This is a genomic window from Pseudomonas sp. GW821-FHT01E05, from assembly GCF_059422425.1.
Window position 1 is genome coordinate 73,950 of record NZ_JBWKWW010000013.1, and the last position, 20,791, is coordinate 94,740.

Annotated in this window: 18 protein-coding genes and 3 pseudogenes; 9 read left to right on the plus strand and 12 right to left on the minus strand. The window is 59.4% G+C overall.

Annotation, left to right across the window (positions count from 1 at the left end):
* Window positions 1-159 precede the first annotated feature (159 nt).
* The 3 genes from AC07W5_RS24900 to AC07W5_RS24910 all read right to left on the minus strand — a co-directional run bounded on the left by AC07W5_RS24900 (window position 160) and on the right by AC07W5_RS24910 (window position 5,075).
* Entirely contained in the window at window positions 160-1,494 is a 1,335-nt protein-coding gene (locus tag AC07W5_RS24900) for a sigma-54-dependent transcriptional regulator (RefSeq protein ID WP_495012933.1), read from the minus strand.
* Window positions 1,488-3,254, minus strand: coding sequence for a sensor histidine kinase (locus AC07W5_RS24905; RefSeq protein WP_494992061.1), 1,767 nt, complete (start codon window positions 3,252-3,254; stop codon window positions 1,488-1,490). The genes AC07W5_RS24900 and AC07W5_RS24905 overlap by 7 nt, the downstream gene beginning before the upstream one ends.
* Window positions 3,255-3,551: 297 nt before the next feature.
* A complete protein-coding gene (locus tag AC07W5_RS24910) occupies window positions 3,552-5,075 on the minus strand; it encodes a fumarate hydratase (protein ID WP_057960547.1) in 1,524 nt (507 codons plus the stop codon).
* Window positions 5,076-5,467: 392 nt separating this feature from the next.
* Here AC07W5_RS24910 and AC07W5_RS24915 point away from each other — a divergent pair, with 392 nt between their 5' ends.
* Window positions 5,468-6,574: a GGDEF domain-containing protein gene (locus AC07W5_RS24915; protein WP_495012934.1), complete on the plus strand. Its 1,107-nt coding sequence runs from the start codon at window positions 5,468-5,470 to the stop codon at window positions 6,572-6,574.
* Window positions 6,567-7,505, plus strand: a complete 939-nt coding sequence (locus AC07W5_RS24920; RefSeq protein ID WP_495024512.1) for an iron-sulfur-binding ferredoxin reductase — start codon at window positions 6,567-6,569, stop codon at window positions 7,503-7,505. Before AC07W5_RS24915 ends, AC07W5_RS24920 begins: the two co-directional genes overlap by 8 nt.
* Window positions 7,506-7,594: 89 nt before the next feature.
* Here the strand turns inward: AC07W5_RS24920 and pyk are convergent, their stop codons facing one another.
* Complete coding sequence (pyk, locus tag AC07W5_RS24925) at window positions 7,595-9,046, minus strand: pyruvate kinase (RefSeq protein ID WP_494992064.1); 1,452 nt, start codon at window positions 9,044-9,046, stop codon at window positions 7,595-7,597.
* A 156-nt stretch (window positions 9,047-9,202) separates the two neighbouring features.
* Between pyk and AC07W5_RS24930 the strand changes: the two genes are divergently transcribed.
* On the plus strand, window positions 9,203-9,574 hold the full coding sequence (locus tag AC07W5_RS24930) for a tetratricopeptide repeat protein (RefSeq protein WP_495012936.1): 372 nt from the start codon (window positions 9,203-9,205) through the stop codon (window positions 9,572-9,574).
* Between the two features lie 128 nt (window positions 9,575-9,702).
* A complete protein-coding gene (locus AC07W5_RS24935; RefSeq protein WP_494992149.1) occupies window positions 9,703-10,062 on the plus strand; it encodes a PilZ domain-containing protein in 360 nt (119 codons plus the stop codon).
* A 223-nt stretch (window positions 10,063-10,285) separates the two neighbouring features.
* Here AC07W5_RS24935 and AC07W5_RS24940 read toward each other — a convergent pair whose 3' ends face one another.
* Window positions 10,286-10,657 (minus strand): DUF6124 family protein, encoded by a 372-nt coding sequence (locus AC07W5_RS24940; RefSeq protein WP_495024513.1) that lies wholly within the window; start codon window positions 10,655-10,657, stop codon window positions 10,286-10,288.
* A gap of 445 nt (window positions 10,658-11,102) precedes the next feature.
* On the opposite strand from AC07W5_RS24940, the gene sbcB reads away from it, so the two are divergent.
* Window positions 11,103-12,530 carry an exodeoxyribonuclease I gene (gene sbcB / locus AC07W5_RS24945; RefSeq protein ID WP_495024514.1) on the plus strand — a complete coding sequence of 476 codons (1,428 nt, stop codon included), beginning with the start codon at window positions 11,103-11,105 and terminating at the stop codon, window positions 12,528-12,530.
* A gap of 98 nt (window positions 12,531-12,628) precedes the next feature.
* Here the strand turns inward: sbcB and mvaT are convergent, their stop codons facing one another.
* Window positions 12,629-13,006, minus strand: coding sequence for a histone-like nucleoid-structuring protein MvaT (mvaT, locus tag AC07W5_RS24950; RefSeq protein ID WP_494992068.1), 378 nt, complete (start codon window positions 13,004-13,006; stop codon window positions 12,629-12,631).
* Between the two features lie 349 nt (window positions 13,007-13,355).
* On the opposite strand from mvaT, the gene purU reads away from it, so the two are divergent.
* Window positions 13,356-14,204 carry a formyltetrahydrofolate deformylase gene (purU, locus tag AC07W5_RS24955; RefSeq protein WP_494992069.1) on the plus strand — a complete coding sequence of 283 codons (849 nt, stop codon included), beginning with the start codon at window positions 13,356-13,358 and terminating at the stop codon, window positions 14,202-14,204.
* Window positions 14,205-14,358: 154 nt separating this feature from the next.
* Window positions 14,359-14,541, plus strand: coding sequence for a hypothetical protein (locus AC07W5_RS24960; protein ID WP_495012938.1), 183 nt, complete (start codon window positions 14,359-14,361; stop codon window positions 14,539-14,541).
* On the opposite strand, the gene gpgF is transcribed toward AC07W5_RS24960, so the two are convergent.
* The 5 genes and pseudogenes from gpgF to AC07W5_RS24985 form a co-directional block, all read right to left on the minus strand.
* Window positions 14,528-15,523, minus strand: a complete 996-nt coding sequence (gpgF, locus tag AC07W5_RS24965) for a glucosaminyl phosphatidylglycerol flippase (RefSeq protein WP_494992071.1) — start codon at window positions 15,521-15,523, stop codon at window positions 14,528-14,530. The two genes, AC07W5_RS24960 and gpgF, sit on opposite strands and share 14 nt — an antisense overlap.
* Window positions 15,520-16,296, minus strand: a complete 777-nt coding sequence (gene gpgD / locus AC07W5_RS24970; protein WP_495024515.1) for an N-acetylglucosaminyl phosphatidylglycerol deacetylase — start codon at window positions 16,294-16,296, stop codon at window positions 15,520-15,522. Before gpgD ends, gpgF begins: the two co-directional genes overlap by 4 nt.
* On the minus strand, window positions 16,289-17,410 hold the full coding sequence (gene gpgS, locus AC07W5_RS24975) for an N-acetylglucosaminyl phosphatidylglycerol synthase (RefSeq protein WP_494992073.1): 1,122 nt from the start codon (window positions 17,408-17,410) through the stop codon (window positions 16,289-16,291). Before gpgS ends, gpgD begins: the two co-directional genes overlap by 8 nt.
* A gap of 230 nt (window positions 17,411-17,640) precedes the next feature.
* Window positions 17,641-18,405 (minus strand): methyl-accepting chemotaxis protein, encoded by a 765-nt coding sequence (locus tag AC07W5_RS24980; protein WP_495012951.1) that lies wholly within the window; start codon window positions 18,403-18,405, stop codon window positions 17,641-17,643.
* A 93-nt stretch (window positions 18,406-18,498) separates the two neighbouring features.
* A pseudogene (locus AC07W5_RS24985) lies at window positions 18,499-19,530 on the minus strand (cache domain-containing protein); the annotation flags it as partial.
* A 194-nt stretch (window positions 19,531-19,724) separates the two neighbouring features.
* Between AC07W5_RS24985 and AC07W5_RS24990 the strand changes: the two are divergent.
* Both AC07W5_RS24990 and AC07W5_RS24995 read left to right on the plus strand, forming a co-directional pair.
* A pseudogene (locus tag AC07W5_RS24990) lies at window positions 19,725-19,930 on the plus strand (helicase HerA-like domain-containing protein); the annotation flags it as partial.
* A gap of 15 nt (window positions 19,931-19,945) precedes the next feature.
* Window positions 19,946-20,333 (plus strand): annotated as a pseudogene (locus tag AC07W5_RS24995) (helicase HerA-like domain-containing protein); the annotation flags it as partial.
* Here the strand turns inward: AC07W5_RS24995 and AC07W5_RS25000 are convergent.
* Window positions 20,234-20,704, minus strand: coding sequence for a DUF721 domain-containing protein (locus AC07W5_RS25000; protein WP_494992074.1), 471 nt, complete (start codon window positions 20,702-20,704; stop codon window positions 20,234-20,236). The pseudogene AC07W5_RS24995 and the gene AC07W5_RS25000 sit on opposite strands and share 100 nt — an antisense overlap.
* Between the last annotated feature and the right edge of the window lie 87 nt (window positions 20,705-20,791).

Below are 20,791 nucleotides of genomic sequence, written 5' to 3' on the forward strand. Positions count from 1 at the left end.
GAGGCGGGGTGCAATGAGCGGAAAATAGCCGATTGATCGTTCCCACGCTCTGCTTGGGAATGCCTCATTGGACGCTCTGCGTCCGCTCTTGAATGTGACGCGTAGCGTCACGGGTTGCATTCCCACGCGGGAGCGTGGGAACGATCTTTTGGAGACGGATCACTCCTCCTTCAAAAACATCTCGCGCGCCAACCCATGGCGCTGCATTTTTTCATTGAAGGTCCGGCGTGGCAGCTGCAATTCGGCAAGCAGCGCTTTGATATCACCTTTGTGCCGTGTCATGGCAGCCCTGAGGCAGTGTGCTTCGAAGGCTTCCTGCTGGGCAGCGAGGGACTGGCCCGGTTCGATGCCTTCAGGCTCCGGTTCACTGAGCCCAAGCACCTGACGTTCGGCGACGTTAGCCAGTTCACGGACGTTGCCCGGCCAGTCGTGGCTGAGCAGACGGCTCAGTTGCGGACCGCTCAGTGGCGGGAAACTGCGCCCCAAGCGTTGCGCTGCACTGTAGGCGAAATGCTCGAACAACAACGGGATGTCTTCGCGCCGTTCGCGCAAGGGCGGCAGGCGCAATTCAGCGACGTTCAGACGATAGGCCAGGTCTTCACGAAAACGCCCGGCGCGGGCTTCATCCAGCAAGTCGGGTTTGGTCGCAGCAATAATTCGCAGATCAACCCGGATGCTCTGGTTGGAGCCCAGCCGTTCCAGTTTCTGCTCCTGCAACACCCGCAGCAGTTTGACCTGCTGGGCCAGCGGCATGCTTTCGATCTCATCGAGAAACAGCGTACCGCCATCGGCGTATTCGAGCTTGCCGATGCGCTTGCCTTGAGCGCCGGTGAAGGCGCCGCTTTCGTGGCCGAACAGCTCGGCTTCGAACAACTGCTCGGGGATCGCCGCACAGTTCAGCGCCACAAAAGGCCTGTCAGCCCTGGGGCCAAAATCGTGCAGGCAACGGGCGACCAGCTCCTTGCCGCTGCCGGTTTCGCCACGAATCAGCACGTTGACCGGCAACGCCGCGAGGTCCAGCACTTGTCGACGCAAGGTCTGCAGACCACGGGAAACACCGAGCAGGCTGGCGTCGAGTTTGGCGCGGTTGTCGGCCTGCTCGTGCAAGGCGCGGTTTTCCAGTACCAACCGACGTTTATCCAGCGCCCGGCGCAGGCTGCCGAGCAAGGTCTCGGGGCTGAAGGGTTTTTCCAGAAAATCGTAGGCGCCGTCGCGCATGGCCTCCACCGCCATCGGCACGTCGCCATGGCCGGTGAGCAGGATCAGCGGCAGATCGGGGTCCAGCGCCTGGACCTTACCGAGCAACTCCAGGCCACCCATGCCGGGCATGCGCACGTCGCTGAGAATCACCCCGGGGAAATTCCTCGGCAGTTGCGCCAGGCACTCTTCGGCGCGACTGAACAGTTGCACCACAAAACCCGAGAGGCTTAGCCATTGCTCCACGGCGCTACGGATGCTGGCTTCATCGTCGACCACAATCACCGAGTTCAACATGGGTTTTGCGCCTCCAGAGCGATAGGCAGGGTCAGGGTGAAGATCGCGCCGCCTGGGTGATTGCCGGCAGCGAGGCGACCGCCGTGTTCGTGGACGATGGCGTAAGATACTGCCAGCCCGAGACCGAGGCCGTCACCCACCGGTTTGGTGGTGAAGAACGGGTCGAAGACATTCGCCAGATTCTCTTCAGTTATACCGCCGCCGCTGTCGGCAACCGTCAACCGCCACAGAGGTGGATCGGACTCGATGCGGATTTCCAGGCGCTTGAGCGGCTTGTCCCTCATGGCATCCAGCGCATTGCGCAGCAGGTTGATCAGCACCTGCTCCAGACGAATCGCATCGCCACGTACCCAAGCCGGGCGGGTCAGGTGTAACACGCTGCTGACGTTTTCGTCGCGCATACGAGCGTCGAGCAGGTGCAAGGATTGATCGACCACCGCCGCCAGGTCCAGCCGCTCGCGCAAACCGCTGGGGCTCTTGCGGGCGAAGGTCTTGAGATGGCCGGTAAGGGCGGCCATGCGCGTCAGCATGTCATCCAGCGGGGTGATGGCTTTATAGGCGTCGTCTATCCGGCCGTGATCCAGCAGCAGGCGCAACGTCGCCAGCTGCATGCGTTGAGCTGTCAGCGGCTGGTTGATTTCATGGGCCAGCGCGGCGGACATCTGCCCGAGGGCGGCGAGTTTGGCTGATTGCACCAGGCCGTCCTGAGCGGTGCGCAAATCGCGGGTGCGTTCTTCCACCAGTTTCTCGAGTTCTTCACGGCTGCGCTGACGCAGGCGGGCCAGGCGCCAGCGCTGGTTGAGGAACAGCAGCAAAAACACCAGTGTCAGCCACAGACCGGCCGCTGCCAGCCCGGCGTTACGGCTGTCTTCGATGGCGGCCTGCGGGCGACGCAGCAGATGCAGCGTCCAGCCTTCAGCGGTCAGCGGCAGCGATTCCCACAGGTAATCGGCCGTACCGTCCGGACCCTCGACACGGGCCAGATAACTGTTCTCGTCGAAGTGCCGCAGGGCGCGGTGTTCGAGTGGGGTCAGCGGTTGCTTGTCGTATTGGCGGGTGGCTTTGAGCTCGCTGCGGTCGTTGTCCGACAGCGGCTGCAACTGGCGATAACGCCAGCCGGGTTGGTTGGCGATGAAGACGATGCCGCGGGCGTCGCTGACCAGCAGGATGTCGCTGCCCTGACGCCATTCGCGCTCAAGTTCGGGGAACTCAAGTTTCACCACCATTGCGCCGAGAAACTCGCCGCTGTCGCCGGTCACTGCGCTGGACAGAAAATAACCGGGGATGCCGCTGGTCACGCCCACTGCATAAAAGCGACCGGCGCCCTGGCTGCGGGTTTGGCTGAAGTACGGACGGAAACCATAGTTATGGCCAACATAGCTGCTCGGTAGTCGCCAGTTACTGGCGGCCACGGCCCGACCAGTGCGGTCGAGCAGTTCCAGCGTGGAAGACTGTGCGGCGCCGTTGATGCGTTCCAGTTTGCGGTTCAGCGTGTCCTGCTGGCTTGGGTTGACCGAGCCGTTTAACGCTGAACTCAGTTCCGGATCCAGCGCCAGCACGGAGGGCAGGGTGCGATAACGTTCGATCAGGGTGTGCAGGGAGTTGGCATACAGCGCCAGTTGCTCGTTGGCGCGCACGGCGTCGTCCACCAGCGCCTGGCGTTCGGCGTGACGCATGGCCAAACCGGCGGCAAGGGCTGCACCGGCGATGATCAGCAGCGTGTACAGCGCCAGGCGCATGGAGCGGGAAGTCACGAACATACTGGATGAACAGGTGTGATAGGAGGGGGGCACCATAACATGAGCGCAGATGAAGGCCTCGTTTCGAAACCCGTAGCAGCTGACGAGCTCCGCGAGGCTGCGTTCGGACGAAGCGGTCGTAAACAAGTCGCTGCGGTGCGTCAGATAAACCGCGTCTGCCGGACTACGACTGCTGCGCAGCCGAACGCAGCCTCGCAAAACTCGTCAGCTGCTACGTAAGTCGCGTCGGCAATGAAAAACGGCCGGGCTGTCGATGACAACAGCCCGGCCGTTTTTTAGATCTGGAGGTTTAAGTACTTATTGCACTTCTACCGCCAGGCTTTCACTGATCTTCTTCTGCCAGATGGCAGGACCAGTGATGTGCACCGACTCGCCCTTGCTGTCGACCGCAACGGTCACCGGCATGTCTTTGACGTCGAACTCGTAGATCGCTTCCATGCCCAGTTCGGCGAAGGCCACCACGCGGGATTTCTTGATCGCCTGGGCCACCAGATACGCAGCGCCGCCAACGGCCATCAAGTACACGGCTTTGTGGTCCTTGATCGCTTCGATCGCAGTCGGGCCGCGCTCGGATTTGCCGATCATGCCCAGCAGGCCGGTCTGCTCGAGGATCTGCCGGGTGAATTTATCCATCCGCGTCGCGGTGGTCGGGCCCGCCGGGCCAACCACTTCTTCGCGCACCGGATCGACCGGGCCGACGTAGTAGATAAAACGACCTTTGAGGTCTACCGGCAAGGTTTCACCCTTGTTCAGCATCTCGACCATGCGCTTGTGCGCAGCGTCGCGACCGGTGAGCATTTTGCCGTTGAGCAGGACAGTTTCGCCCGGCTTCCAGCTCTGCACGTCTTCCGGGGTCAAGGTGTCGAGGTTGACTCGACGAGCCGACGGACCAGCTTCCCAGACGATTTCCGGGTAGGCGTCCAGCGGTGGCGCTTCCAGCGAAGCCGGGCCGGAACCGTCGAGTACGAAGTGTGCGTGACGGGTGGCGGCGCAGTTGGGGATCATGCACACCGGCAGGGACGCGGCGTGGGTCGGGTAATCCATGATCTTCACGTCGAGCACGGTGGTCAGGCCACCGAGGCCCTGGGCACCGATGCCCAGCTGGTTGACCTTCTCGAACAGCTCCAGACGCATCTCTTCGATACGGTTGGACGGGCCGCGCTTTTTCAGCTCGTGAATGTCGATGGATTCCATCAACACTTCCTTGGCCATCACCGCAGCTTTTTCGGCGGTACCGCCAATGCCGATGCCGAGCATGCCCGGTGGGCACCAGCCAGCACCCATGGTCGGGACGGTCTTCAGGACCCAGTCAACGATCGAGTCGGACGGGTTGAGCATGGCCATCTTCGATTTGTTCTCGGAGCCGCCGCCCTTGGCCGCCACGTCCACTTCCACGGTGTTACCGGGGACGATGGAGTAGTGGATGACCGCCGGGGTGTTGTCCTTGGTGTTTTTACGAGCGCCCGCCGGGTCGGCGAGGATCGAGGCACGCAGGACGTTTTCCGGCAGGTTGTAGGCGCGACGCACGCCTTCGTTAATCATGTCGTCCAGGCCCATGGTCGCGCCATCCCAGCGCACATCCATGCCAACGCGTACGAACACGGTAACGATGCCGGTGTCCTGGCAGATCGGGCGGTGGCCAGTGGCACACATGCGCGAGTTGATCAGGATTTGCGCCATGGAGTCGCGGGCTGCCGGCGACTCTTCACGCAGGTAGGCCTCGTGCATGGCCTGGATGAAATCCACGGGATGGTAGTAGGAAATGAACTGCAGGGCGTCAGCAACGCTCTGAATCAGGTCGTCTTGCTTGATCACGGTCATGAGTCGCGCTCCTCTATAAGACGGGAACATTTAATAAGGTGTCTTCAGTCTGGTTGGATCTGGTCACTGAAAACACCTTTTAAGGCACGCCGGGCATGCTGGCGCGACGCTAAAAAGGCGCGGCAGTATACCGCGCCAAACGCTTGGGCACACCCGCCGGTAGATAAACGAAAGTCGCATAAGAGAAGCTGTGGCAAGGAATGCCTATGCTAAGGATATCCCTGTAATAGAGGGATACCTGTGATGAAGGGATACCTGTGATGAAGAAATACCTGTGTTCGACCGGCCATCCAAAATTTGAATAGTCATTTTTCAACCACGACACTAAAGTGGCACGTGGCCTGTAGGGTAGGAAACCCGGTTCAGCCTCCTTTCGCACGGTGAGTCAAAGATTGACCCATAAAGCCATACAGAGTCTGTTGCTCAAGCGCTTTACCCTGGCGGCGGGTACCTATGGGCTGGCATTGCTGCTGCTTTGGCTGGCCATTCTCAGTGGTCACTACCGCGCCCCGGTGAGCGGCGCAGTGATTGCCACGGCGCTGTTGGTACTCAGTCAAGCTGCCTTGCTCGGGGTATTTCTCAGCGAACGAAACCTGTGCTTTGCCGACCCCAGCCTGACTGAGGTGCAAATAGTGCTGGGCCTGGTCTGGCAAACCTGGTTCATTACCCAGCTCGACATGGCTCGCGGCGCGTTCCTGGTGTTCTACGTGCTGATCCTGTTGTTCGGTCTGTTTCATTTGCCACGCCGGGTGTTCGTGCGCTGTGCGGCGCTGGTTTTTTTCAGTTTTGCCGGGATCAATCTCTGGGAAGGCTACCACTTCGAATTGGCCGATCCCCCGCTGGCGGCACTGCAAGTCTGCATATTGTTTATCGTTCTGGTGTGGCTCACGCTTTATGCCAGCTACGTCCAGGCATCCCGCCAGCGCATGCGCCAACGTCGCTTCGCGTTGCAGGCCCACCAGGACACCCTGCGCGGGATGATGCGTCAGCTCGAAGACCTGGTGGCCACCGACGAACTCACCGGCCTGTTCAACCGCCGGCATTTTCTGCGCCTGGCTACCCGCGAGTTGCATAACATGGAAGCCGACGTGATCCACGGCCTGGCATTGATCGACCTGGATCATTTCAAACGAATCAATGATGTTCACGGGCATGCAGCGGGTGATCAGGTGTTGCAGGCATTTGCCGCCGTCGCCACGGCCTGCCTGCGCGATGGAGATGTACTGGCCCGTTATGGTGGTGAGGAGTTTGTCGTGTTGTTGCCCGATTGTGATGCCGAACGCCTGACCTCTTGCTGTGAGCGTCTGCGCATCGCCTTCACCGATGTCGAGTTGGTTGGTCTGAGTGTGCACGGCCTGAGCCTGTCGGCGGGGATGACCCTGCTTGAACTGGGCGATGATCTGGATGATGCCCTGCAGAGTGCGGATCAGGCGCTTTATCGCGCCAAGCGCGACGGCCGCAATCGCTGCGCTGCTGCCTGGGAAAACATCGATGCCTGAGTTACGGGTAGGTGAGCGACAGTGGTCGGTGGAGGCGGGGAGCAACCTGCTTGACGCTCTGAACCAGGCCGGTGTCCGTGTCCCATACAGCTGTCGCGCCGGTAGCTGTCACGCGTGCCTGGTGCATTGCGTTCAAGGCCAGCCCAGCGACAACCGACCCGATGCATTGACCGATGACCAGCGTCAGCGTGGCTGGCGACTGGCCTGCCAGTGTCAGGTCGTCGAGGATTTGCAGATCGAAACCTTCGACCCGGCGCGTGATGGCTTGCCGGCTGAGGTGGTGGGTATCGATTGGTTGTCCATGACGGTACTGCGCCTGCGTTTGAAACCCGAGCGACCTTTGCGCTACCGGGCCGGGCAGCATATGGTGTTGTGGACTGCCGGCAATGTGGCGCGGCCGTATTCGCTGGCCAGCCTTCCGCAGGAAGATCGTTTCCTCGAGTTCCACCTGGATTGCCGGCACAGCGGTGAGTTCAGTGACGCGGCCCGCCAACTCAGGATCGGTGAGCCGTTGCGCCTCGGCGAGTTGCGCGGTGGTGCCTTGCAGTACGACCCGGACTGGCAAAGCCGGCCCCTTTGGCTGCTGGCGGCAGGCACCGGTCTTGGGCCGTTGTTCGGTGTGCTGCGTGAGGCCTTGCGTCAGGATCATCAGGGTGCCATCCGCCTTATTCACCTGGCCCATGACGCCAGCGAGCATTATTTGGCCAAGCCATTGGCCGCACTGGCTGCAAACCATCCCAACCTTACGATCGAGTTGCTGACAGCGGCTGAGCTGCCTGCGGCTCTGGCGCAACTGCGGCTGGTTTCCCGGCAAACCGTGGCCTTGGTCTGCGGGAGCCCTGACAGCGTCGACGCCTTTTCCCGGCGCCTGTACCTGGCGGGGCTACCGCGCAATCAACTACTGGCCGATGTGTTCGTGCCCCGTGGTTGAGCGCTGATTGTCATTTCGATCAGACACCCAAAACCAAAAAAGCCCCGGAGTCTGCACTGCGGGGCTTTTTGTTTTCAGCGGTCTGAGTCTCAGACCATCGGGTCGCCGACGTGCAGGATCTTCATGCCGTTGGTGCCACCGGTGGTGTGGTAGCTGTCGCCTTTGGTCAGGATCACCCAGTCGCCTTTCTCGACCACTCCGAGTTTGAGCAACTCGTCGATCGCGGCCTGGCTGACTTGCTCAGGCGGCAGCGATGCCGGGTCGAACGGTACGGTGTAGACGCCACGGAACATGGCCGCACGGGCCTGGGTTTCGCGGTGTGGGGAGAACGCGTAGATCGGGATGGACGAGCGGATCCGCGACATGATCAGCGGCGTGTAGCCACTCTCGGTCAAAGCGATGATCGCTTTCACGCCCGGGAAGTGGTTGGCCGTGTACATGGCTGCCAGGGCGATACTCTGATCGCAGCTTTCGAACACTTTGCCGATGCGGTGGCTGGAGGTTTTGCTGGTCGGGTGCTTTTCAGCGCCGATGCAAATCCGTGCCATGGCCTGGACCGCTTCGAGCGGGTAAGCGCCGGCGGCACTTTCGGCCGAGAGCATCACCGCGTCGGTGTAGTCGAGCACGGCGTTGGCTACGTCGGACACTTCTGCGCGGGTCGGCATCGGGTTCTGGATCATCGACTCCATCATCTGGGTCGCAACGATTACCGCTTTGTTGTGGCGGCGTGCGTGCAGGATGATCTTCTTCTGAATGCCCACCAGCTCTGCGTCACCGATTTCCACGCCGAGGTCGCCACGGGCAACCATCACCGCATCGCTGGCGCTGATCAGGCCGTCGAGGGTTTCGTCGTCGGCCACGGCTTCAGCACGCTCGATCTTCGCCACCAGCCAGGCAGTACCGCCGGCTTCGTCGCGCAGTTGGCGAGCGTATTTCATGTCGGCTGCGTCGCGTGGGAAGGATACCGCCAGGTAATCGACTTCCATTTCCGCGGCGAGCTTGATGTCGGCCTTGTCTTTCTCGGTCAGGGCTGGAGCCGTCAGGCCACCGCCACGACGGTTGATGCCTTTGTGGTCCGACAGTGGGCCGCCGATCAACACGGTGCAATGCAGCGCATCAACGGTCGCGGTGTCGACACGCATGACCACACGGCCATCGTCGAGCAGCAGTTCGTCGCCGACGCCGCAATCCTTGACCAGGTCCGGGTAGTCGATACCGACGACTTCCTGGGTGCCTTCGGTCAGCGGATGGCTGGTGGAGAAGGTGAACGTGTCACCGACTTTCAGCTCGATGCGCTTGTTGGCGAATTTGGCGATACGGATTTTCGGACCTTGCAGGTCACCCAGTAGCGCGACGAAACGGCCGTGCTTGGCGGCGATGGAGCGCACCAGCTTGGCGCGAGCTTTATGCTCGTCGGGGGTTCCGTGGGAGAAGTTCAGCCGGGCGACGTCCAGGCCAGCCAGAATCAGCTGTTCGAGAACTTCCGGCGAGTTGCTGGCAGGGCCAAGGGTAGCGACGATTTTAGTACGACGTACGGACATGCAGAGACTCCTGAGTTCAAGCGCAACGAGAGGCTACTATGCTCCGAAGTTGTAGTCATTGTTCGTTTGCACTACTTATTCGGTTGTTTGTTGAACGAACATTCCTGAAGATTTTCGGGTGTGGGTCGATACACTGCTCAAGACAGGAGAACCCCCATGCGATTCGTACTCATTGCCGCTCTGGCCCTCAGTGTTGTCGGCTGCACCCGTTGGTCGATGGACCACCACCTGGACAATGCCTATCGCGATTATGATCGCGGTAATTGCGAGAGCGTAATGCTCGAGCTGTCCAAGGTCGACCGCGAGAGCCGCTCACGGCGCTATGTGCAGCCCGAAGTGTCGATGTTGCGCGGGCAATGCCTTGAGCGTCAGAAACTGTTTGTCGATGCCGCGCAGACCTACCAGTTCATCATTACTCAGTACCCGTACAGTGAGTACGCATTCCGCGCCCGTGCACGGCTTGAAACCTTGCAGCAGCTGGGTCATTACCCAAGCCATAGCGCCGCGCAGGTGAGTCCGGCCACGTAGTCATGATGTTTGTCATCTGAACACCTGGCCGGCGGCGAGCGTTCAGCTACCCTATCGGATAGACAGGGTTAGCAATCCGAAGCAGTAGTGCGGTCATGCTTAATGACCTTTCTATAGCGATACTCAGCATGTTCACCGACCGCCGGATCGAGCGGCATCAACTGCCGTATTTTTTAAGGGTGTTCAATAGCGTCACTGACAAACTGATTGGTTATCTGGGCAACGTTTCCGAGGACGGGCTGATGCTCATCAGCCAGTTACCGATGATGATCGGCGCCGACTTCGAACTGCGTCTGAAGATCCCGGCCAGCGACGGCTGCCTGCAGGTGATCGATGTCACAGCCTGTTGCCTGTGGTGCCATGAAGACGCAACCCCGCATCACTACGATGCCGGGTTTGTCGTACTCCAGGCCCCGGCTGAATACAGACAACTGGTCAGCGCCTTGACGCAGTATTTCAGCTTCCATTCGTTGTCGGCTTCGGCGTAAGGGCTCGATAAAGGACGTAGCGCTGATCCCGTAGCAGCTGCCGAAGGCTGCGTTTGGCTGCGCAGCAGACGCAATTGCCGTAACGCAATCCTGAGCATGGATTGAATCGCCTGGATCACGGCCGCTACACAGCCGAACGCAGCCTGGCGGCAGCTGCTACGCGATCAAGCCCCTTCAATTCCGGCGCGCCTGCGATTGACGCGGGGGCGCTCGCTCTACTTGCCTACACCTTCACCGAATGCTCGCGATCCAGTGCTTTTTCGACCAACAACAACCCCAACTCCATCAGGCTATAAATCGCCAGGGCGAGGTTGCGGTGTTTGCCTTCCAGGTCATCGGACAAATCCAGGGTCAGGGTACTGGCCGAGCAGAAGGTTTCGTAGGTGTGGGCGATCAAGGCTTCGGGGTTGATGTCCGGGGCGACAGTGAAGAACTGGGGCGGACGCTCGTCGCTGGAACGCGGTTTGCCTGATAGCGGCGGGGTCAGATAGTGATCGAGGGCCCGGTGCGCGGCTTGGTGGAGATTTTTCGAATCGAGGGCTTCGTAGGGCGAAACGTTTGGGGTTTCGGGTGGATTGGGGGTTACTTTGAACATCGGTTGGTTCCTTGAGTGGGGCTGCCACCGCCTCGCTACTAAACGAAGGGGTGGCGGCTGTACGCAGGTTAGTAGACCGGGGAACCAAGCAAAGCCGGCGCGCCCGAGGGCGCCCTGCGCACAGCCACCATCAAGTGCAGGCGATAGGGAAGCCTGACTGAGTGAAGCTAATGCAACTTGCCTAATTAACCACGGGCTACTAAACCCGATCGCTGATGGGCAGCGACAGGAGAACCTTAGTGGCGTGGGGCAAGGCGCACAAGCGGGGCGATTCTGGCGGATGTGTAGGCAGTGGCGCAAGGTTGTGTAGTCGCGTTTGCGAGGGGCAAACGACATAACCCGGTATGACAGACAATGTAGCTGCTAACGATTGAATGCAGACATCGCTGGTCGGGCCAGCCTGTGAACGCCTAGACTTTGCCGGTCTTTAGATCAGGAATAGCCCGTGACCTCCATCTTCTGGTACGACTATGAAACCACCGGCATCAACCCGCGCTGCGACCGCCCGTTGCAAGTGGCAGGGATCCGTACCGATGCCGAGCTCAATGAGATAGGTGAACCGGTCAATCTCTACTGCCAGCCAAGCGACGATATCCTGCCGCATCCGGCGGCCAGCATGATTACCGGCATTACCCCGAGCCGACTGGCTGAGCAGGGCCTGAGCGAAGCCGACTTCATGACCCGGGTCCACGCGCAATTGGCGGCGCCCGGTACCTGTGGTGCTGGCTACAACACGCTGCGTTTCGACGATGAAGTGACTCGCTACAGCCTGTACCGGAATTTTTTCGACCCATATGCCCGCGAGTGGCAGGGCGGTAACAGTCGCTGGGATCTGATCGATGTGGTTCGCACCGCCTATGCGCTGCGCCCGCAAGGCATTGTCTGGCCTGAGGAGGAAGGCCGTGTCACGCTGAAACTTGAGCGTCTGACGGCTGCCAACGGCATCGACCATGGTCAGGCTCACGATGCATTGTCCGATGTACGGGCGACGATTGCCCTGGCGCGGTTGATTCGCGACAAGCAGCCGAAGTTGTATGACTGGTTGTTCCAGTTGCGCAGCAAGCAACGGGTCATGGACCAGATAAAGCTGTTGCAGCCGATGGTGCATATCTCGGGGCGGTTTTCCGCTGCCCGGCATTACATTGGCGTGGTTCTGCCGCTGGCCTGGCATCCGCGTAATCGTAATGCCTTGATCGTTTGCGATCTGCACCTCGATCCACAGGGGTTGATGGATCCGGACGTCGAAACCTTGCGTCAGCGGCTGTATACACGCCACGACGATCTGGCGGAAGGCGAGTTGCCCGTACCGCTCAAACTGATTCATATCAACCGTTGCCCGGTGGTGGCACCGTTATCGGTACTGCGGGCCGAAGATCGGCAGCGCCTGCAATTGGATGTGGCTGAGTATCAGGCCAGAGCGCTGCGGCTAACTGACGCACAAGAAGTTTGGCGAGATAAAGTCCAGGCTATTTATTCCAGCGAGGACTTTGTCCCTGGCCTGGACCCTGAGCAACAGTTATACGATGGCTTTATTGGTGACAGGGATCGCCGTTTATGTGAGCAAGTCAGGACTGCCGACCCTGCTCAATTAGCGCAAGAGCAATGGCCGTTCGATGATGAGCGCTTGCCGGAATTACTATTTCGCTACCGCGCCCGTAACTTTCCAGGCACCTTGAGTGGTCAGGAACAAGAGCGCTGGCGATTATTCTGTCAGCAACGTTTGTCAGCGTCTGAATGGGGTGCGCCCAATACGCTGAACGCTTTTAATGAGGCTACCGTCGAGTTATTGGCAAGTGCTACATCGGTTCAGCGCCAAGTGCTCAATGAGTGGCACGATTATGCTCAATCGTTACGCAAGCGGTTGAGTCTTTGAAATCAGTGAGTTCACTTGTCTGAACCTCGGGTATAAAAAAACGCCAGCTAGCTGGCGTTTTTTTCAGGTCGCAAAGTGGTCCGCGACGGGTGTTTCACTTAGCCCAGCAGGGTAGCCCAGCCTTCAACCACATCACCGCCCCACTTGGCTTTCCACTCTTTCAGAGTCTTGTGGTTGCCACCTTTGGTTTCAATGACTTCGCCATTGTGCGGGTTTTTGTATTGTTTAACCTTGCGAGCACGTTTGGTGCCGGTAGTTTTCACAGCACCACGTGGAGCTTTGCTGGTTTTGGATTCTGGATCCAGCAGCGCAATGATGTCGCGCAGGGATTTTGAATATTCGCCCATCAGGGTGCGCAGTTTGCCTTCGAATTCCAGCTCGGTTTGCAGTTTGTCGTCTTGGGACAGATTCTTCAAACGGGCTTGCAGCTCTTTGATAGCTTCTTCGGTGGCGCGGTATTCGTTGATCAAGGACATGAGGACTACCTATGTTGGGCACTGGATGACAAGGTTACAGTGTCTTAATGATAGGCAGGCAGTTTCGGCAAGTAAACATTTATGCGGGGTTTTACTTAATTTAATTAGAGTGGTTAGCGAAAAACTCTCGGAATCAGTTAAATGCGGTGATTGCGTTGTCACAGATGCTCACAATAGAAGCCTTGCGCAATTTTAGGAAAAGACCTCGCGGGTTTTGAACGCAGCAAAGGGGGGGCGTAACGGCAGTCCGGGTCTGACGAGCCGATCGATCAAAACGTCAGGAATACTGCAGTTTTACCGCGCAATGGCTAGAATGACCGCCTTTGCGAAGTTCTGGAGTTTCCCCCTCATGCGCACTTTTCGGCTGGTGATTGCTTGCCCGGACCGCGTCGGCATCGTTGCTAAAGTCAGTAACTTTCTGGCATCCCACAACGGCTGGATCACCGAAGCGAGCCATCACTCGGATAATCTCAGTGGTTGGTTCTTTATGCGTCACGAGATTCGTGCCGATTCGCTGCCCTTCGGGCTTGAGGCTTTTCGCGAGGCGTTTGCGCCGATTGCCGAAGAGTTCTCGATGGTCTGGCGCATCACGGATACTGAACAGAAGAAGCGTGTGGTGCTGATGGCCAGCCGTGAGTCCCATTGTCTGGCGGACCTTCTGCACCGTTGGCACAGCGACGAGCTGGACTGCGAAATTTCCTGCGTTATTTCCAACCACAACGACCTGCGCAGCATGGTCGAGTGGCACGGTATTCCTTATTACCACGTGCCGGTGAATCCGCAGGACAAAGAGCCGGCGTTTGCCGAGGTCTCGCGCCTGGTCAAACAGCACGACGCTGAAGTCGTGGTACTTGCCCGTTACATGCAGATCCTGCCACCCGAGTTGTGCCGTGAATATGCCCACAAGGTCATCAATATTCACCACAGTTTCCTGCCGTCCTTTGTCGGCGCCAAGCCGTATCACCAAGCTTCCATGCGCGGCGTGAAGCTGATTGGCGCAACCTGCCACTATGTGACCGAAGAGCTGGATGCCGGCCCGATCATCGAGCAGGACGTGGTACGTGTCAGCCATAGCGACAGCATCGAAGACATGGTGCGTTTCGGCCGTGACGTCGAGAAGATGGTGCTGGCCCGCGGCCTGCGCTATCACCTGGAAGATCGGGTACTGGTACACGGCAACAAAACCGTGGTGTTCTGATGATCGTTCCCACGCTCTGCGTGGGAATGCCGCCATGGACGCTCCGCGTCCGCTATCGAGAGTTGACGCAGAGCGTCACAGGATGAATTCCCACGCAGACGGTTGGACGTGGGAATGATCCGAATGCACCCGGTTGTGCCTGGAGGACATGAACATGGCTGATCCACTGGATAAAGCAACGTCCAAAGCTCCGGCGATGGTAGGTGAGGGTTGCTTGAGCCGCTATGACCCGGATGATCTGAGTCCGCAGGACGGCACTGACTTTCCCGGCGCCGCCGAGTTGTGGGAGCAATTACAGGATGAACCGGCGAGGGAACCCGCCTCTAAGCCTGTTTGAGTTTCATCAGCTTGTGCAACAACGGTCGCCCGACCATCAGCAGGAATACCGGCCCGCCTGCCAATAGATAGAAGTAGTAGGTCACGGCCCGCCAGATCAGAATCGCTGCTGCCGCAGTTGACTTGCCCACCATCGGCGCCAACAGCGCTGCCGAAGTGATCTCGGCCGCACCTGCACCGCCGGGAAGCAGGCTCAATTGCCCGGCGCTGAGTGAAAGCATCTGGACCAGAAAGCTCCAGGCCCACTGCACATCCACGCCCAGACCACGCAAGGCCAGATACAACACGCTGTAGCGTAAGGCCCAATGCAGGCAGGTCAGGGCAAACACACGGGCCAGTGTTTGCCACGGCAATTTGAGGGTGGCGGTGAAGGCCACCAGAAAGTGGAGCAGCTTGCGTGCCCATCGACGTCGGGTAAGGGCTTTGACGTTCATGCGTTTGAGCAGCCGACCGCTGAGGCGAATCAGCAAGCGGTGGTAGCGCGCCAGGATCACGCCGCTGCACAGCCCGCCAAACATCGAGATGGCGCTCAGGGTCAGCATCCATTCGAGGTTTTGACTCAAATGCTGGAACAGCGCGTAAATCAGAATGGCGCTCAATGCGCACAGAAAGAACAGCAAATCACTCAGTTGATCCATGGCAAACACGGCACTGCCATGGGCTGGGCGCACGCCGTTGCGCGCCAGTAGAGCCATCAACGTCAATGGGCCGCCACTGCCTCCGGGCGTCGCGCACATGGCGAACTCGGTGGACATCACCACCCCGAGACTTTTCAGGCGTCCGATCTGGCCGCGCTGCTCACCCAGCAACAAGCGCAGGCGCACCGAATTCAGTACCCAGCACAGCACAATCATGCCCGGCATCGTCAGTAACAGCGCGAGCGGGAAACGCTGCACTCGCAGCCACATATCGCTACCGCCCAGCAAGAAGGGGACCAGCATGGCCAGCAATAAGGCGACGGCCAGCCAGATTGCCCTCCTCATGCGGCATACCTGGCAGTCGTGGTTTGAGCTGCCAGCCAGTTGGCCTTGGTCATCGGCACGCGACCGTCAGCCAGCAAGCGCTTGAGGGTTTGTAGCCAATAGTTTCGCGAGTACCCGTGGCGCATGTCCACCGGGTGCAAGCCGAGGCGCATAACCGTTGCTTGCCGCCAACGCTGTTCGCGTTGATCGTTGAGTATCTTCGACAGACCACGGCGCCAGGCACTGCGCGAACTCCAGACCAGCCCCGGTGCATCGACTGAAGTGAAGTCCGGCAAACGATAAAGATGCTGTGGATCGCTGGTGTAGTGCAGCGGCAGTTGGCGTAGCGCCTGGCGCGTACCCTGGCTCATCAGCCAGGCCGGCGCGACAAAACCTTCCAGTGGCCAGTGATAGCGCTGGAACAGTTCGATCCCGGCGTGCAAGCGGTCGAGGGCAGCGTTTTGCGACAGTGCGTAGAATTCGCCCTCATGGGTATAAATCCGCCGCATGAACCAATCCCGTGGATTCACTGGAATGGGGCTGTCGTCGCAATGAAAATAGCCGTGCAGCGCCAGCTCATCGCCCAGGGCTATGCGGCGGGTCAGCAGGGAACGAAATCCCGGATGGGCGTCCAGCGCATTGTGCTTGTGGAAGTCGGGCACCACCAACCAGGTCATGGGCACATTACCCAGTGCATCCACCGCTTCGACAAACGGCTGATAGTCCGCCCAGGTTTGTGGCGCAACGTCATGCAGGACCAGTAACACACTGGGGGAGCTCATGGGCTCAACCATGGGCCCGCAGCGGCTGCTGGTTGCCGAGCACGGCGCGATAGTGCCCCAACAGGCTGCTCACCACTGCGTCCCAGGCATAATGCTGTTCGACATGGCGTCGGGCTTGCCGGCCGATTGTGGCGCTGCCGAAAGTGAACAGTTCACGCACGGCATTGGCCATCGCCAGCGGGTCGTCCGGTGTGCAGAGCAGACCGCAGACGGGTGTGACGATCTCTTTGAGCGCACCGGCAGCCACGGCGACAACCGGTATTCCACTGGCCATGGCTTCGAGGATCACCAGACCGAAGGTTTCCTGGTCGCCGGCGTGGAGCAGCGCATCAGAACTGGCCAACAGCCTGGCAAGCTGTTGTGCGGGGTAGAACTCACCGACTACCGTGACGTTATTCGGCACCGCGGCCGGCATGGAGGAGCCTACCAGCAGCAGGTGATAGTGGTTGCCAAGGTGTTTCATGCAACTGAGCAGAACCGGCAGATTCTTTTCCTTGGAGCCACGCCCGGCGAAGATCAGCAGGCGGGTGCTTTCGGCAATGCCCAGTTCGGCGCGTAAAGACGGGTCTCGAGCGCTCGGGTGGAAGGTTTGCAGGTCCACACCCAAATGCTGCACAAAAACGTTTTTCACCCCAAGACCGATCAGCTTGTCAGCCATGACCTGGCTGGGTGCCAATACCCGATCGAAATTGCCATACAGCTTACGGATATACGCTTCGACATTCGGTGTGCACCAGTTGCCCATGCGGTTGCTCGCCAGCAGTGGCAGGTCCGAGTGATAAAAGCCGATCACCGGCACGTCCAGTTGACGGCGAGCGTCCAGGGCGGCCCAGGCGGTGAGGTAAGGATCGCCGACTTCAATCAAGTCCGGTTGCAGGTCGCGCAGAGCATTGCGCCAGGGCGTCAGACGCCAAGGGAAACGGTAGCCTTTACCGAAGGGCACGGCGGGAGCCGGGACTGTGTAAATACCGTCCTGCTCACTCAGATACGCCCCGGGGATCAGCAAGCTGTGACGGATACCTGGCTGACGTCCCAGGCGACGGTGTTTGGCATCCAGATAAGTGCGCACGCCACCGCTGGCAGGGGCGTAGAACATGGTTATGTCAGCGATATGCACGATGAGCATCCCTCCTATCCGGTGTTCCCTTTAGGGTTGACCTTTATGAAGGATAGATGTTCGGTGCGGGATGTGCGCAATACACAGCCCACCTGTAGGAGCGAGGCTGCCCGCGAAACCAGCGACACGGAATTGCTGGTACACCGCGTTATCGTTCATCGCGGGCAAGCCTCGCTCCTACAGGTGAGAGCATACCTCTGTAGGAGCGAGGCTTGCCCGCGATGAGGCCCAGGAGACCGCTAGATCCGGAAGCTGCCCACCAACTGCTTCAAGCGCGCCGCTTGCTGCTCCAGGTCGGAGCACGCGCGCAAGGTCGATTGCAGGTTTTCCACGCCTTCCTGGTTGAGGGTATTGATCTCGGTGATATCGACGTTGATCGATTCGACCACGGCGGTCTGTTCCTCGGTGGCGGTGGCTACTGACTGGTTCATGCCGTCGATCTCGCCGATGCGCTGGGTCACGCTGTTCAGGCGCTCGCCGGCGAGGTTGGCGATTTCCACGCTGTCGTGGCTGTGGCGCTGGCTTTCGCCCATGGTGCTTACCGACTCACGGGCCCCGACCTGCAGTTCTTCGATCATGGTCTGTACCTGTTGCGCAGACTCCTGGGTGCGATGAGCCAGGTTGCGCACCTCATCGGCGACCACCGCGAAACCACGCCCGGCTTCACCGGCCCGAGCCGCTTCGATGGCTGCGTTGAGCGCCAGCAGATTGGTCTGTTGGGAAATGCTGGTGATCACCTCGAGAATCTGCCCGATGTTCACCGTCTTGCTATTGAGGGACTCGATGTTGGTGCTCGAAGCGCTCAGCATGTTGGACAACTGATTCATCGCCTTGATGCTTCTGTCGACCACTTGCTGACCGTCCTCGGCCAGGCTGCGTGCATCGCTGGAATGCTGCGAGGCGAGGGCGGCGTTCTGGGCGATTTCCTGGGCGGCAGCGCCGAGCTGGTTGATCGCCGCGGCAACGCTGCTGGTACGCGAAGCCTGCTGGTCGGAGTTGAACATCGACGAGTTGGAAGCGCTGACCACCCGCAAGGCCACTTCGTTGACCTGGCCGGTGGCGGAGGCGACTTCTCGAATCGAGGTGTGAATCCGCTCGACGAAGCGGTTGAATGCGGTGCCGAGGATGCCGAACTCGTCCTGCGTCTGGATGGTCAGGCGCTTGGTCAGGTCGCCTTCACCTTCGGCAATGTCCTGCATCGCGCGGGTCATTGTGTGCAGTGGCTGGATCAGGATGCGAATCAGCATGCCGAGCAGGGCGATGATGATGGCCACGGCAATAATAGTGGCAACGATTGCCGAGGTGCGGAAATTGCTGAGCTTCGCGAAGGCTTTGTCCTTGTCGACGGACAGACCGATGTACCAGTTGACCGAGGACAGTCCCTTGATCTGGGTAAAAGTGACGATGCGGGTTTTACCATTGACCTCAATTTCGCTCAGGTCTTTGCTCAGGCGCGGAGTGTCTTGCGGGTAGACGTCCTTGAGCGTCTTCATCACCAAGGCCTTATCCGGGTGCACGAGAATTTTGCCGTCGGCACTTACCAGAAATGCATACCCCATACCGCCGAAATCCAGTGCGTTGATGCTATCGGCAATCACCTGCAAGCTCAGATCGCCGCCAACCACGCCGACGTTCTGGCCGCCCTTGAGCACGCTGTTGACGATGGAAATCACTAACTGGCCGGAAGCCAGATCGATGTAAGGTTCGGTCAACGCCGAGCCACTGCTGCTCTCTGCGCTCTTGTACCAGGGACGGGCGCGCGGGTCGTAGCCGTCCGGCATTTTGCTGTCCGGGCGAATGAGGAAGGTGCCGTCCTTGTTCCCTAGATAGGCGCCCATGAAACTGGAGGTTACTGCCTTCTGTTCAAGCAGATTGGCGACGTTACCCATGTCCGGGTTGAGCGCAACGGACTGTGAAAGGTTTTCGATCAACAAACTGCGGCCGGCGAGCCAGGTCTGGATATTCTTCGCTGTGACGGTGCCCATTTCCTGCAGGTAATTTTCCAGGTCCTGGCGAATCGCACTACGCTGCAAATAGTCGTTGTACAGCGTGAAGGAGGCGAAGGCGGCAATAACGATCAGGGCGGCGGCAAGCAGTATTTTATGGCTGAAGCGCAGATTTTTGTTCATGACTTGTGGTGTCCGCTAAGGTCTTAATGTCCAGGGCGAGCGGCTATGAAAGCGCGCAAAATGGGCAATGTTGAAAGTAAGCTGATATTTCCATCCCTCCTTAGGGAATTATCGGACCTTATTTTCAGTCTTCTCTTGTCTCTCGCTTTTCTATATCGACCGTGCAGGGCTAAAGATTAACCACGGGTGACAAAATGCCTGGCTCACTGCAACTCGTTATCGGTGCCGATCTTGAGGGACAACCAATTGCTCAGGCCATGCGTCTGGCCAACCGTCACGGGCTGGTGGCCGGAGCTACCGGTACGGGAAAACCGTGACCCTGCAACGTCTGGCGCAAGCCTTCAGCGATGCCGGCGTTGCAGTGTTTGCCGCCGACATCAAAGGCGATTTGTGCGGTTTGGTTTGGGTGACTGCGATGGTCCAGCGTGTTCTGGTGGCTGCGCCGCAATCGCGAATCGGGCCTTTGAGTGACGCCGAGCGTGCCGCCCTGATCGCCGGCTCACCGTTGGTCGGACGTTATGACAAACCGATCGATCGTGAATCGGCGCTATCAAGTGCTGATGAGCCGCAAAGGGCTGGTGCCAGAGCCCGATGCCGCGTCGGGCAAGGCGGCTGAAGAACCGGGCTTCACTGACAAGGCCGGTGAGTTTCCGGGGACGGCGGGCGGACAAATGTTGAAGTCGGCCATGCGTCAGGCAGCCAATCAGTTGGACCGGCAATTGGTCCGTGGTTTGGCGTGGCTGGCCAGACGCTCCAGAGCGGCGCGCAGGTTGGGGTCGCTGATACCGTCGGCGGTGGCCTGAATGGTCTCGGCGGCGTTTGTCGACAAGTCCATGGTGTGGCCGGCTGCGCCTTGTTGCACAGTGGGGGGTTGAACCTTGAACAGAATGCGCGTCAGGCTGGAGAATTCGTCGAATACCTGTAACTGACGCTGCAGGCGTTTTTGCTGATAGCGCAGCCGGGTCGCCCAGTGACCGTCGGTGACGATCAGCAACAAACTGCCTTCACGCCAGGAAGCCACATGGCAGTGTTCACGAGCGGCGGGTTGCAGCTGGCTTTCAAGCAAACGCTGTAAATGCGCTAAACGTTGAGCGTGGCTGAATATCGCTTTTAAAGGCTTGGCTTCGCGAAGCAGGACGGCGGGTGCTCTGGCCGTAAGAGGGCGAAAAGCCATGATCAGACACCTGAAGTAACAGAACCGCCATGGTAGCAGAAAGTGCCGGACGCGCTTGTCCCCCATTGCTTTACAGCTGGTTTACCC